This window comes from Belnapia moabensis DSM 16746, assembly GCF_000745835.1.
GTDB lineage: Bacteria > Pseudomonadota > Alphaproteobacteria > Acetobacterales > Acetobacteraceae > Belnapia > Belnapia moabensis.
In genome coordinates, this window is sequence record NZ_JQKB01000111.1 from 1 (window position 1) to 12,683 (window position 12,683).

The 12,683-nt window shown below is 68.0% G+C and carries 13 protein-coding genes; 4 read left to right on the forward strand and 9 right to left on the reverse strand.

What is annotated here, in order from left to right; translation table 11 throughout:
- From EP26_RS27125 to EP26_RS27150, 6 genes are all read right to left on the reverse strand, one after another.
- Positions 1-190, reverse strand: a 190-nt coding sequence (locus tag EP26_RS27125; protein WP_043343622.1) for a transposase, incomplete at its 3' end; no start/stop codon positions are given.
- 80 nt (positions 191-270) lie between these two features.
- A complete protein-coding gene (locus EP26_RS27130) occupies positions 271-1,851 on the reverse strand; it encodes an ABC transporter substrate-binding protein (RefSeq protein WP_043343624.1) in 1,581 nt (526 codons plus the stop codon).
- 93 nt (positions 1,852-1,944) lie between these two features.
- Positions 1,945-3,435, reverse strand: a complete 1,491-nt coding sequence (locus EP26_RS27135) for a M81 family metallopeptidase (protein WP_043343626.1) — start codon at positions 3,433-3,435, stop codon at positions 1,945-1,947.
- A gap of 174 nt (positions 3,436-3,609) precedes the next feature.
- Positions 3,610-4,128: a transposase gene (locus EP26_RS27140; protein ID WP_211259577.1), complete on the reverse strand. Its 519-nt coding sequence runs from the start codon at positions 4,126-4,128 to the stop codon at positions 3,610-3,612.
- 134 nt (positions 4,129-4,262) lie between these two features.
- Complete coding sequence (locus tag EP26_RS27145; RefSeq protein WP_052389746.1) at positions 4,263-4,529, reverse strand: hypothetical protein; 267 nt, start codon at positions 4,527-4,529, stop codon at positions 4,263-4,265.
- Between the two features lie 186 nt (positions 4,530-4,715).
- Positions 4,716-5,813, reverse strand: a complete 1,098-nt coding sequence (locus EP26_RS27150) for a sulfite oxidase (RefSeq protein WP_245624538.1) — start codon at positions 5,811-5,813, stop codon at positions 4,716-4,718.
- Between the two features lie 565 nt (positions 5,814-6,378).
- Here EP26_RS27150 and EP26_RS27155 point away from each other — a divergent pair.
- Entirely contained in the window at positions 6,379-7,410 is a 1,032-nt protein-coding gene (locus EP26_RS27155; RefSeq protein WP_245624540.1) for a YeiH family protein, read from the forward strand.
- 278 nt (positions 7,411-7,688) lie between these two features.
- On the opposite strand, the gene EP26_RS27160 is transcribed toward EP26_RS27155, so the two are convergent.
- Both EP26_RS27160 and EP26_RS27165 read right to left on the reverse strand, forming a co-directional pair.
- Positions 7,689-8,462, reverse strand: a complete 774-nt coding sequence (locus EP26_RS27160; RefSeq protein ID WP_245624539.1) for an MFS transporter — start codon at positions 8,460-8,462, stop codon at positions 7,689-7,691.
- 11 nt (positions 8,463-8,473) lie between these two features.
- The gene (locus tag EP26_RS27165; protein WP_043343634.1) at positions 8,474-9,793 is read right to left on the reverse strand and encodes a tetratricopeptide repeat protein; all 1,320 of its coding nucleotides are present in this window, start codon (positions 9,791-9,793) and stop codon (positions 8,474-8,476) included.
- 161 nt (positions 9,794-9,954) lie between these two features.
- Here EP26_RS27165 and EP26_RS27170 point away from each other — a divergent pair, with 161 nt between their 5' ends.
- Positions 9,955-10,776 carry an AraC family transcriptional regulator gene (locus tag EP26_RS27170; protein WP_043343636.1) on the forward strand — a complete coding sequence of 274 codons (822 nt, stop codon included), beginning with the start codon at positions 9,955-9,957 and terminating at the stop codon, positions 10,774-10,776.
- Positions 10,777-11,002: 226 nt separating this feature from the next.
- Here the strand turns inward: EP26_RS27170 and EP26_RS27175 are convergent, their stop codons facing one another.
- Positions 11,003-11,938 carry a LysR family transcriptional regulator gene (locus EP26_RS27175; RefSeq protein WP_169747513.1) on the reverse strand — a complete coding sequence of 312 codons (936 nt, stop codon included), beginning with the start codon at positions 11,936-11,938 and terminating at the stop codon, positions 11,003-11,005.
- Between the two features lie 177 nt (positions 11,939-12,115).
- On the opposite strand from EP26_RS27175, the gene EP26_RS27180 reads away from it, so the two are divergent.
- Both EP26_RS27180 and EP26_RS27185 read left to right on the forward strand, forming a co-directional pair.
- Complete coding sequence (locus EP26_RS27180; RefSeq protein WP_043343640.1) at positions 12,116-12,355, forward strand: SgcJ/EcaC family oxidoreductase; 240 nt, start codon at positions 12,116-12,118, stop codon at positions 12,353-12,355.
- 48 nt (positions 12,356-12,403) lie between these two features.
- On the forward strand, positions 12,404-12,683 hold a 280-nt coding region (locus tag EP26_RS27185), incomplete at its 3' end, for a helix-turn-helix domain-containing protein (protein ID WP_043343642.1).

Genomic DNA, 12,683 nt, shown 5'->3' on the forward strand with positions numbered 1-12,683 from the left:
ACTGGCAGCCGGTGGACAGGATGTACATCACCCCGTTCAGCACCGCTCGTATGTCCACCGTCCGTTTGTTGCCGCCGCTCTTCGCCAGTGGGATCAGCGGACCGATGATCGACCATTCCTCGTCGGTCAGATCGCTCGGGTAGCGCAGTTTGCTGCGGTCGTATTTTGGCCGGCTCTCGGGCGTCCACATGGACGCCCTTCTCCCCGCACCCGCCGCTCGGAGCCAATCACAACCGATTCAGATGCCTCGATTTGTTCCCGGATGGACACTCAGGCCGGGCGGATGCCCCAGAACCGCGTGAAGCCGGATTGCAGCCCCTGGATGCCCCGTGTCGCGGTCTGCTGCTTGAACTGGCCGAGCGGATAGTAGGGCACCTCCTCCATGCAGGCGGTCTGGATGTCGCGGCATACGGCCTGCCGCCCCACGAGGTCCGGCGCGTCGAACCAGGCATTGTACATCCCTTCGAGCCGGGCGCTCTCGTACCAGCCCGCATAGCCTGCGGCGCCGTTGCCGCGCACGCCGACATGCGTTGCCGGGTTCAGCAGGTCAGTGCCCGTCCAGCTCGTCGCAAAGAGGCTCCACCCCCCGCTGTCGACCGGGCCGCGGTTGTTGCGCCGCTGAAGCATGGTGCCCCAGTCCGTGGCCACGTAGTCCACGTTCATCCCGATCCGCCGCAGCATGTCCGCCGCCACGTCGCCCAGGGCCTTGATCGTCACGTAGTCGGTTGGCACTAGGAGGACGACCTTCTCGCCCTTGTAGCCGGCGGCTTCCAGGTCCCGCCGCACCGCGGCATCATCTTTCGGCTTCCGCAGCGGGCCGAGCCCCACCTCGCTCGCCATCGGCGTGCCCGGGGTGAAGAAGCCGGTCGGCACATGGTAGGAGGAGCGGTCGTCGCCGACGATCGCCTGCATGTAGGAGGCCTGGTCAATCGCCCCCATAACGGCCTGGCGGATTGCGGCATTATTGAAGGGGGCCTGCGTACAGTTCGGCCGCAGCATGCCGACCGTGCCCGTCTCCTCCTGAACGCGCATCTGGATGCCGCGGCTCCGCGCGATCATCGGCTTCAGGTCATGCGCCACCTGTTCCCACCAATCCTGCTCGCCAGAGACGAGCGCACCGGCGGCGGTGGAGGCATCCGGGATGGTGGTCCATACCACGCGGTCGTAGTGCACGATCTTGGGGCCCGCGCTGCCGAGCGCCGGCCCGCTCTCCCGCGGCCGGTAGCGATCGAACTTCGCGTAGGCATTGCGCGCGCCCTGCAGCCGCTCGTCCGCGAGATAGCGGAAGGGGCCGCTGCCGATGATCTCGGTGATCTGCGTACCGGGGTCAGTTCGCGCCACCCGCTCCGGCATAATCGCGGGCATCATCGCGGTGCCCTTCGCCAGCGCGTACGCCAGAAGGGAGAAAGGCTTTTTCAGCCGGAAGACGATTGTGCGGTCGTCGGGCGCGGAGACCTCGTTGGTCACCCGCAGCAGCGCGCCACCGAAGGCATCCCTCGCGCCCCAGCGGCGGATACTCGCCAAGCAGTCCCGCGCCAGCACCGGCGTGCCGTCATGGAACAGCAGCCCCTCGCGCAGGCGGATGGTCCAGCGCTTCCCGTCCTCTTCTACCACATGGCCCTCGGCCATCTGCGGCATCGCCACGTCATTCTGGTCCAGCCCGTAGAGGGTGTCGAAGACCATGTAGCCGTGATTGCGGGTGACGTTCGCCGTGGTCCAGTGCGGGTCGAGGAAGGCAAGGTCGATTTGGGGGATGAAGCGCAGTGTCCGAACCTGTCCTTGGGCAAAGGCCGGCGCGGAGAGGGAGGCGCCGGTCACGGCAATCCCCTTCAGCAGTGAGCGGCGGTGCATTAATACCTCCTCGTCATGCCCCGGGTCTGCCCGCTGGCCAAGTTGTTTCCGGCAATGCAGCAAGAGCTAGGCCCCTGATGCAAGGGCTCTTCTTCAAGGCAGTGCGCCGCCACGCGCGTGAAGCCGCGGCGTGACCTCGATTTCGTCTAAGGGGAAGAAAGGCCGCGCCTTGACAAAGGGTAGCTCGCCGACGCGGTAGGAGGTCATGCCCGGCGTATCCACCGTGACGCACTGCCCGACCGCTGCGTAGTTGAGGGTGAAATGGTAGCCGGAGCGCGTGATCACGAGCCCCATCCGCGCCGGATCGATCCCCATTGCGCGGTAGTAGCCGGGATCGAGGTAGGAATAGGGCTGGTCGGTCAGCACCAGGTTCACGCGGCCGACGTGCAGGACGGCGTAGGCGCCGAGCGTCGTCCGGTAGCCCGCATCGGCCGGTCCGTCATACACCACCTGGGCAGAAGCGCCGGCGGACACGACTTCCCCTGTCACTGTCACTGGCGGCGCGACGGTGGAGTATCGTCCGCCCACCGTCACCGTGACCACCGCCCCAACCCCGGCGGCCCGGCAGGCCCGCACAGCGTCCGCGTCCGCGATCGGCACGGCGGAAGCAGGCAGATCGTCTCTCGCCAGCAGGGCGCGCAGCACATAGGTCCCGTCGCCCGGGCTGCCGCCTGCGACACGGTCTCCCTGGTCGCCCAGGATCAGCGGCCGATCGGTGCCGCGGGCTGCCTTGTCCAGATACTCGTCCAGCGGCGGATAGGTGCCGATCAACTCCCGCCGCCGGTCCCACAGCGTCCCCGCCAGTTCCAGCGCCAGGCCGTCTGGGGCCGCCCCATTTCCGTAGGCCAGCACCCATTGGCCGAGGCCGCGCACGTCCAGGAACTGCTGCGCGTTGAAGATGGAGACGTCGTAGGCCTCCCCCGCTTCCACCGCCGCCCGGGCGCGCGCGTGAAGGGAAAGCAGCGGCTCCTCGTCCGTGCGATCGTTGCCGAACGTCAGCATGGGCAGGTGGACCGCCGCCAGAGCGGGCCGCAGCCGCCCTTCCAACATGTTCAGCGCGGCCAGGAAGGCGCGCTGCCCCGTCCTGCCCTGGTCGCCGTGCGGATTGGTCAGATAGCCTGCCAGCAGGTCGCAGCGCGCCAGGATCTCCGGTGTGACATGGGCATGCAGATCGAAGCCGACCGTCAGCGGCACGTCGTCGCCCACGATGCCGCGCAGCGCCGCCATCAGCGCGCCCTCCGGGTCCTCCAGGCTCGGCGTCAGCATCCCGCCATGAAGCGGCAGCACGATCGCGTCGAAGTCGCCACGTCGGGCCGCGTCGCACATGAGGTTGCGCATCTCCTCGAAGACGGCCTCCTCGACCGGTCCGCCGGACTGGGCGCGGAAGACGGTTGGCACAATGACTTCGACACCCTTCGCCTCCGCCGCGTCCACGATGCCACCCAGCACGGAGTTGCTTCCGCGCGCCGCCGCCACTGCCTCTACTCCGGCACAGACGTTGAACCAGGAGCGGCCCATCGGCACGGGGTTGAAGCTATGGGATTCCTGCGCAATGCCTCCGGCCAGGATCCGCCTCGTTCCCATTGCGCGGTCTCCCACTCGTTCTTTTGGAAGGACTGCCCGCCTGGGTCACCTGCGCAAGTGCCACAGGCGGATTGGGGAGGATAATGACCGGCTCAGTTCCGGCCAGCCGCGATCGCTGCCAGTCGCGCATGATCACCAGCACCGACAATGACGCATACGTCTTGGGCCATTCGCCTAGCGTGCCACGCCTCCACAAGGACGTGAATCGTCTGTCTGCATCAGTGCACTAGGCCCGGCGCCGCTTGCTGCCGTGCTTCTCTTCCAGCCACTCGCCAAACCTGCAGAGGCGGAGACCGTGCTGCCCACCAGCAGGTGCACCGGCGTACTTCCCGCCTTCGGCTGCGGCACTTCGAGCACCTCTGCTCGACGGCTGAGGGTGCGATGGTCCGGCACTGGCAGGTCGAGGCCGAGCAGCTGCAAGATGGACGCGATCAGCCCCTCCGTTTGGCGCAGCGCCAGGCGGAACACGGCCCGCAGCGTCAGGGCTGTGGCCATGGCCAGCGCCGAGCAGGTGGGCTGCCCGCCTCTGCCGGTGTGTGGCTCAGCCTTCCAGGCCTCAACCGCCTCCGGTGTGAACCACATGATGAGGCTGCCTCGGGCGCGAAGGCCAGCGTCGTACTCGGCCCAGTTGATTACCCTTTGGCGTTGCTTGGGAATGTGGCGCCGGCGGTCAGCGTTGGCCTTGAACGGCACTGCGGGTGTCCCCCGAGCTCCAGGGGCCGCCCTTACGCCAGCCTACTGCAACCCGTCCAGCTGAGCGACTCAAGCAACAAGATGGCATGGGATGCGTGTGGATGGCCGCTAGCTGCTCGCAGTTTCCCAGGGGCTTAGTCGGTGAGGAAGGGGTTGGCAGGGCCCCGCCGTCGCCGCTCGTGCGGCGGGAACGCGCCGGCAAGATAGTCGACGATCAGCCGCCGCTCGTCGCCCTCCAAGGCCGGCATGCCGTGCCGCTCCGTCATCCAATCCATCAGCTCATCCCATCGGTCCCGTGATAGGCGCGAGCGGCGGATCGGGGCGGTGCTGTGGCAGGCAGTGCAGCGGTAGAAAGTGTCCTCCCGGCCGTGCCCTTCCGGCAGGACTTCGGGCGTCTCCATGATCTCCTCGATGGAGGCGGTCTGCTCCGGCTGCTGCCGAGAGCCCGGGCAGGATACGGTTGATCCAGGCTCGGCAGCGACGTGGCCGGTCGAGGCGACGCCACCCGAGAATGTCAGAAGCGCAATGACACCCGCGAGCGCGGCGGCGGCCGTCCTGGGCGGAACAGAATACCGTGGCATCTCGCCTTACCCGACCAGAATCGCCGCACGGCTGACGGCATTGCTGCCGTAGCCCTGAGGGTTCCAGTTCGCCGCGGCATGCGGCTGCATCACTCCGTCGCTGTCGGTGGCACGGTACCAGACCTCGAAGTAGCCATCCGAGGGCAAGTCCACACGCCCCGACCAGCGCTGCCAGGCGTAGCGGTTGGCCGGCGGGTCCATCCGCATCTCCCGCCAGGTAGCGCCGAAATCTATTGAGGCGTGCACCGCCCGCACCGTCTTATCTCCTGCCCAAGCCTGCCCACGCAGATCCAGCTCTCGCGTCCCGGCCGGTAACCGTGTGCCGTGCGATAGGTTTGTGAGGACCGAACGCACCGGCATCGATTCTAGGTCACGGAAATCGCGTCCGTCATTGCGGCTACCCGGCACGATAGGCCGTACGGGGACGCGATAGCTCGTCCCGCCCATGCCCTGACCGTCATGCAGGCGATCACGGATCCATATTCGCGTCAGCCACTTCTGGCTGAGCGAACCCGGCCAACCGGGCGTGATGAGCCGCACCGGCGCGCCGTGTAGCAGCGGGATAGGTTGTCCGTTCATGCGGATAGCGACCAACGTATCCTCGTCCTGTGCCTTCTCAACGCGCATCCCGCGGCTGATCGCTTGCCGCTCCGGATCGCCCGAGAGGTGCGGGTCCGCGCCATAATGGCCAGTGAACTTCCCACTCTCCTTCAGCCCCGCGGCCTGGAGCAGGTCGCGCAGCCGAACTCCGGTCCATTCGGCGCAGGAGACAGCTCCGTTGCCCCACTGATTACCGCGGGTTTCGGGCGAATAGAATGACCGGCCGTTGCCGCCGCATTCCAGCTGCAACCGACGCGTCACCAGCGGAAATCGGCCGCTTTCTAGCTCGCCCACTGTCAGCTCCAGGGGTTGGCTCACCTCTCCGTCGATGCGGATCTTCCAGGTCCGCGGATCGGAAGGCGCCGCGGGCACCTGGCCGTTGTTGCGGACGAACATCTTCTCCGCCGGGGTGACATCGTCGTCGAGCAGCGTCTCCGGCGTTTCGGCGTTTAGCGGTCGCTCACCCTGCAGGATCAGCGGCGCCTTGCCCTCAAGCTGGATCATGCGGGGGCCGCCTCCAGCGGAGGTCGGCTGGGCGAGTGCGGCGGGCAGCACTCCCGGCGGCAAGCGCGCGGCGAAAGGGATGGCGGCACCGAGAGCAGCGCCCATCGAGGCGAGGGCGGCACCTTTGAGCGCGCCTCGACGGCTTCAGATCAGCGCGTCAGCCCGCTCCGGGTCGTCCTGGTAGAGCTCGCGCAGGGATCGCTCTGGTTTGCCGATGAGGGGCATGGGGCTTCGTCTCCTCCTGTTGGTTCCACGATTAATAGGTCGCTCGCTTCCTATCGAGACGCCTGAGACTCCGCGACGGAGGCGGCTCGCATGGGCTTCGAGTTCTGCTGTCGTTAGCGTCTATCCACCTCATTCTGCAGGATGGCGGACCGGAACCGAAGCAACGTGGCCCATGGTGCGTCCCTTCCCCTGTTCGGAAAAGCTGCACCAGCGAACCAGAAGCTAAAGATCTGGCCAGCTGACCCCGGGCTTGTGTCAGGCAGCCAAGGCCGAAGCACTCCGTCCACCCCAGCGCCGGCGGGGGCACTACAATGTCCGGTCGGAGAGGGACGTGGGCACCATGCAACGATCATTGGCGGCCAGGATAGCCGGTGCGGCGATGTCGACCTCAATGTCTGACCGTGGCCGTAGGCTTGCGCCAGGCTTGGCTGCGGCGTTTGTCATTGCTGCAACCTCAACCGTGCTGCGCAACGCAACCGACGTCGCGGCGCTCAATCCGGTGGTGCTGGCACTGGCGATTGGCATGGCCGTGCGCTCGGTGCTGGGCGCCCCGCAGATTTTGAAGCATGGGATCGCCTTTGCAGTGCGGCCGCTCCTGCGCGCCGCAATCGTGCTGCTGGGCCTCAGCGTGACATTGGGGCAGCTCCTCGGCCTCGGGGCTGGCGCGCTGGGGCTGGCCATCCTGGTGGTGGCGGCAACACTGCCCATCACGATCTGGCTCGGCAGCCGCCTCGGCGTCGACCGGCCGCTGGCACAGCTGATCGGTGCTGGCACGGCGATCTGTGGCGCCTCCGCCATCGTCGCGGCCAACCAAGTCGCCCGGGGTCAGGACGAGGATGTGACCTACGCCCTGGCCGTTATTACACTCTGTGGCACGGCTGCCATGCTCGTCTACCCAGCGCTTGCGGCTCCGCTGGGGCTGGATGCGCATAGCTACGGGCTCTGGGCCGGCGCCTCGGTGCATGAGGTGGTGCAGGCTGTCGGCGCAGCGGCGGCGGGCGGGCCAGAGGCGGCGCAGTCGGGAACTGTGATGAAGCTCGCGCGCGTGTTCCTGCTGGCGCCGGCGGTGGCCGCGCTCGGGTTGTGGGCCGGCCAGGATGGGGGGGCCAAGGCGCCGGTGCCCTGGTTCGCGTTTGGCTTCCTTGGCTTGGTACTGCTGGGCAGCACCGGGGTGGTGCCAGGCGCCGTTGTGGATGCCTCCCGCACAATCGTGCCGCTGATGTTGGCGACCTCGGTCGCGGCGCTCGGGCTCTCCACGGACCTCAGGGCACTACGCGCGAGGGGCGGGGCACCTCTGATCCTGGGTGTCGCTAGCACCCTCCTCATCGCGCTGCTCGGGCTAGTCGGCGTGGCGGTGCTGGATGCGTTCTGATGTTGGCGCCGTCTGCCGAGACGATGAGGACAACCTTAGCATTACTTACGAGCTTGATCACAGCGTTCGCCGAGATCCTGAGAGACGGGCCGCGCGTTGCTCGGCGAATGTCCCGAACCACCCGCGCCTGTCTCCTGAACCCTGACGGGGGACAGCGCCTTCGGATCGTCCGACCCTCACAAGGATCGGTTTCTAGCGCCGTGGCAGGCGAGCGGCGATGGCGATGCCCAGCAGGTTGTCGACGGCGGCGATCATAATCGCCCCGGCATAAACGCCCGTCAGGTCGAAAAGCCGCCCCGCCCCAACGGCGCAGCGGTCATGAGAAAGTTCATCAGCAGGTACGAGACCACCCCGCAGATCACGGCGGTGATGAAGCGCGGCTGGCGCGCGATGGCCAGCAGCGGACGGCCGCCGGCCATCTCCGTCGCAGTCGGCATCGGCAGCCGGATGCCGAGCAGGACGAGCGCGCAGAGCACGGCCACGCCGGCCTGGGCCAGGAAGGTCGCCGCGAAGAGGTAGGGCGCCCACAGGTTCATGGTGTAGGTGACGAGCTGTGGCCCGATCACCCCGGCGAAGACGCCGCCCGCCATGACCAGGGAGAGTGCGCGCGGGCGCCGCGCGGCCGGCACGCAATCGGCCGCCGCGAAGCGGAAGGACAGCACCACCGCCGCATAGGCGCCGCCGAAGAATGTGGCGAGGCAGTAGGTCCAGAAGGAGCCCAGCAGCACCGCGAGGGCACCCAGCAGGCCGACGAGAACCCCGCACCCGGTCCCGGCCAGGAAGGCGGCGCGGCGGCCATGGCGTCGTGCGATAGCGCCGGCCGGCAAGGTGCAGGCGGCCATACCGACGACGAAGATCGAGATGGGCAGCGTCGCCATCGCTGGGCTCGGCGCCAGGCTGTGGCCGACGATCGGGCCCGTGGCATAGACGACCGTCGAGTTTGCGCCGGCCAGCGCCTGGGCGATCGTCAGCCGGGCGACGTTGCCGGTCTCATGCTCCAAGGCGACTGGAGGCGCAATCCCGGCAACCGGGGCGGCTTGGGCGTGTGACATGGGGTTCCGTCTCAGGCGACTAGCTGGCCAAGCCAGCGCGTGTCACGCGGCGAGGGGCGGCGGTGCAGGCGGCGGTCGAGCAGCGCGCGGGCCTTCGTGGCCTCGCCACTCCGCATGAGGGCAATGAGGAGCATGTCCTCCAGCATTTCGCGCTGAGCGCCGCTGCCGCCGATGCGCACCACCTCGCGCGCGACCGGCTCCAGGATGCGCGCACAGCCGGCATAATCGGCATCGGCGAAGGCGAGCGCGGCGCGGCAGATGGCGGGGACCACCGGTCCCGCGCCGAGGCCGCCTGCCTCAGCCAGCTGCGTCAGGGCTGCAGCGCGGCGTGCCACCGCCTCTCGGTCGCCGGCGGCGGCCTCGAGATTCGCCATATACGCATCGGCGAAAGCGAAGCCGGCCTTCGGGAAGGCCGGCGCGGCATAGGCCGCCGCGGCCTGCCACAGCCCCGCCGGGATCTCATGCCCATAGGCCTGCAGCCGCCAGAGGAAGGAGGCCGTGTCGCTCACCACGTTCACCGGCATGCCCTTCGAAACGGAAGGCTGGACATGCTCGGCGTAGATCGCCAGCGCGCGCTCCGTGTCGCCCCGCTCCAGCGCGGCCAGGGCCGAGTGCCAGGCGATGTGGCCGTGCAGGGAGCCGCTGCGGTCATAGCCGGGCAGCCAGCCCTCGATCAGTCGCTCCGCTTCCTCAGCCGCTCCGGCCTCATAAAGCGCGTGGGACAGCGCATGCGCCGCGTTCGCATTCTCCCGCCGCAGCTCTAAGCCGCGCTGGGTGAGGGCACGGCCATGCGCGACCGCGCCGTTCTCAGTATGCGACCAGCCGCGATAGGTTAGGAACCACCAGTCGTCCTCGGCGAAGTGCCGGGCGTGCCGCTCGCAGAGATCGACGCGCGCCTGATCGTGGTCCGGCATGCCGGAGAAGGCGAGGAGGCCGAAGGCGCCGAGCGGCAGCGAGAGGATCAGGACGTCGCGCGGCCAGGTGTCGAGATGCGCAATGGCGCGCTCCAGCGCGCTGGCCGACTGGCCGCCAATGGCAAGTGACAGGACCTCGACGTGGCTCCGCTCGCGCTCGGTCCCGTTGCGAGCGACAAGGTCCGACGCCGTAGCGATCCGCGCCCGGGCCTTGGCCGGCTCGGCGCGGATCGCGTTCTGCCGGGCACGCGCAGCATGGGCAAGGGCGAAGTCCGGATCGGCTGCGACGGCCGCTTCGAGCGCTTCCGCCGCGCCGGGCCAAGCGGAGAGCAGGAGGTCCACGCCCTCCCGGTAGCGCTCGGCGGCGAGGTCGGAACTGGTGGAGAGCGGCAGGCCGCGGCGGTCGAGGCGGGCCATGGCGGGATCCTCGTGCTGAAAGGGTGGTTACCGGCGGCGGCCCGGCCAGTCGGGCGCTCCACCAGCGTCATGGGCCTACCCGGTATATTAGCTCGGCAAGCGTCTGTATTTCGACTGGACGACATATTTTGTAGACTAGCGGACAAAGGAGGGCATGGGACATGCGATGGGAGACGATCGCCGCGCCCCCCGGGCTGATGCCGCCCCGCCCCATGACCGTGCGGGCACAGTCCATTCCGGCGCGTCACTACTTCCCGGAACACGCACATGCCTGGCACCAGGTGGTTTACGCGATCTCGGGCGTGCTGACGGTGGCGGTCGAGGGCCAGTCGCTCGTGATCTCGCCCGAGCAGGCGGTGTGGCTGCCGATCGGGCTGCGGCACCGGGTCGGGTCACTGCTCGGCGCCGAGTTCCGCAGTCTGTGGATCGCCGACGAGGCCGGCCGGAGCCTGCCCCCGAGCCCGACCGTGGTCGGCGTCTCGTCGCTGCTCCGCGCGCTGATCGTCGAGGCCGCCGAGATCGAGGGCCAGGAGGACCGGGACGGCTACGCCGGTCGCGTGACGGTGCTGATCCTGGACCAACTGCGGCGGGCACCGCCCCTGGCCGGAGCGCTGCCTTGGCCGCGCGGCGGGACGCTGGGAACCCTGTGCGAGGCGCTTTACGCCGATCCCACGGACGAACGCGGGCTGGAGGGCTGGGGCCCTGAGCTCGCCATGTCGGGCCGCACCTTAGCGCGGCGCTTCGAGGCGGAGCTGGGCATGAGTCTTCGCTCTTGGCGGCGCCGGTTGCCGCTGTTCAAGGCCACCGAACTGCTGGGCGGCGGCTTGGGTGTGACCCAAGCAGCAATGGAGCTTGGCTATGGCTCGACCTCGGCTTTTATCTACGCCTTCCGTACCGAAGTAGGCTATAGCCCCCAAGCCTACATGCGCGGGCATACAACGGGGCGCCGCTCCCGCGCTCAGGCCGCGGTCAACGAGCGGTAGCACTGATCTGCCCAACTGGCACAGCGCGGTACCGTGCCCTATGACAGCTTGTCCCAAAAAGCCGACATTGGCATCTGGGTGTCGTTGGGTCATGAAGGGTTGCCTGTGACAATAGCCGTTATGCGCTGCCCCCCGATCTGTTTCGTCGCTGTCGGGCTGAACAGGCTATGGTGTGCGGCATACAGGCAAACACTCGATGTCTCGCCAAAGGCATTCAGACGCTTTGCTAAGGCAGCTTAGACGTCTGTGCCCGATTGCCCGGGGAGTCGCCAGCGCATGCCATGAGGGCTTCCATAAACCCCAGGAACGCGCGCACCTTAGCCGGCACGTTGCGCTGGCCCGGCAGGACGGCATGGACAGGCATTTGGCCGGAGTCCCAATCCGGAAGGACGATTTCCAGCGCGCCCGCCCCAATAAGGGGCCCCGCTGCGGGGTCAAAGATCCGCACGACCCCCGCACCGCCGATTGCCGCATCGACGATCCCGATCCCGTCGCGGGCGACGAAGGCGACAGGGACATCCACCTCCTCGCGCTCCGCGCCTCGTTCAAAGGTCCAGCGCCGAAGGATCGATCCTTCGTCCCTCCGGCCTGGGATCACTGCGCGGTGCCCGGCTAGGTCCTGAGGGTGCTCTGGGCGCCCTCGCGCCGCCAGGTAGGCGGGTGAGGCGCAGGTGATCAGCGCAGCCCACCCGAGCCGCCGCCCCACAAAGCTCGAATCTTCGAGCCTGCCAACCGCCAGGACCAAGTCGAGGCCATCGTTGAGCAGTGCCACAGGGGCGTTCGTGATCACCGCCTCCACCGTGACCTCAGGGTAGAGCGTCAGGAACCTGCCCAGGTGTTGCAGCAGACCGACGCGGAATGCAGGGTGGATTCCCAGTCGCAGGGTGCCACGTGCTGTTGCTATGTTGCCCCGTACCAAGGCCTCCGCTTCCTCCAAGCCGGCCAGCACCTCGCGACAGCCCTCGTAGTAGGACGTGCCGGCCTCGGTGAGTGCCAGTCGTGGAGTCGTCCGGTTGAAGAGCGTGACGTGGAGCTCGGCCTCGAGGGCGGCTATGGCCTTGCTTAGCACGGAAGGAGCGATGTTCAGATCGTTGGCCGCGGCCGCGAACGACCTAGCCTCGGCCGCGCGGCAAAACAGCGTAATTGCGTGCAGCTTGTCCATGGGCCCGCTCCGGTTGTCGAACCGAGGGAGCAGCATTCTTCGTGTTTCGGCACTAGACAAGTGCTGCCTCGTGCCTGTGTGAGAGCCGCCTGATGGGCGTAGCCTTCGTCCATGAACAACACACCCTTCCATGCGGCATCCACTGCCTGCTCTGACTCGGCCGGAGCGGCTAAGGTCTTGTCCGACGCTTGGGCCGCAGCCTGGAATGCGCACGACATGGAAGCGGCGGCCGACCTCGTCACCGCAGACGTGGAGTTCGTCAACGTCGCTGGCCGCTGGCTGCGGGGCCGCGCCGAGTTCCTGGCCTACCACCGCAGTATCCACGCCGCGCAGATGCGCGACAGCCGGTGGACCACCTTCGCGGTGGACACTCGTCCCCTTCGGAACGACCTCGCCCTGATCCACCTAGTGCACTGACCCAGACGGAGGATTCACAGCGGGCCGCTGCGGTGGAATTCTCCGGCTATGGCCCAGACCGTCAGTGTCATCGTTGGATCGGCCGACCGCACCCGCCTGAGTGCGATCATCGGCGACCGGAACCGCCCGCTCAAGCATACGCAGCGGGCCACCATCATCCTGCTGTCGGCCGAGCGGCTGCCTGTCCTGGAGGTGGCGCGCCGGGCGGGCGTCAGCCGCCCCGCGGTGTGGCGCTGGCAACAGCGCTATGCCGAGCAGGGCGTCGACGGACTGCTGCGCGACAAGACGCGCCCGCCTGGCCGGGCGCCGCTGGCCACCGCCATGGTCG

Coding starts and splice junctions, on each gene's coding strand:
- EP26_RS27155 (WP_245624540.1), top strand. CDS start 6,379: ATGCAACGATCATTGGCGGCCAGGATAGCCGGTGCGGCGATGTCGACC.
- EP26_RS27165 (WP_043343634.1), bottom strand. CDS start 9,793: ATGGCCCGCCTCGACCGCCGCGGCCTGCCGCTCTCCACCAGTTCCGAC.
- EP26_RS27175 (WP_169747513.1), bottom strand. CDS start 11,938: ATGGACAAGCTGCACGCAATTACGCTGTTTTGCCGCGCGGCCGAGGCT.
- EP26_RS27135 (WP_043343626.1), bottom strand. CDS start 3,435: ATGGGAACGAGGCGGATCCTGGCCGGAGGCATTGCGCAGGAATCCCAT.
- EP26_RS27170 (WP_043343636.1), top strand. CDS start 9,955: ATGCGATGGGAGACGATCGCCGCGCCCCCCGGGCTGATGCCGCCCCGC.
- EP26_RS27160 (WP_245624539.1), bottom strand. CDS start 8,462: ATGTCACACGCCCAAGCCGCCCCGGTTGCCGGGATTGCGCCTCCAGTC.
- EP26_RS27130 (WP_043343624.1), bottom strand. CDS start 1,851: ATGCACCGCCGCTCACTGCTGAAGGGGATTGCCGTGACCGGCGCCTCC.
- EP26_RS27150 (WP_245624538.1), bottom strand. CDS start 5,813: ATGATCCAGCTTGAGGGCAAGGCGCCGCTGATCCTGCAGGGTGAGCGA.
- EP26_RS27145 (WP_052389746.1), bottom strand. CDS start 4,529: ATGGAGACGCCCGAAGTCCTGCCGGAAGGGCACGGCCGGGAGGACACT.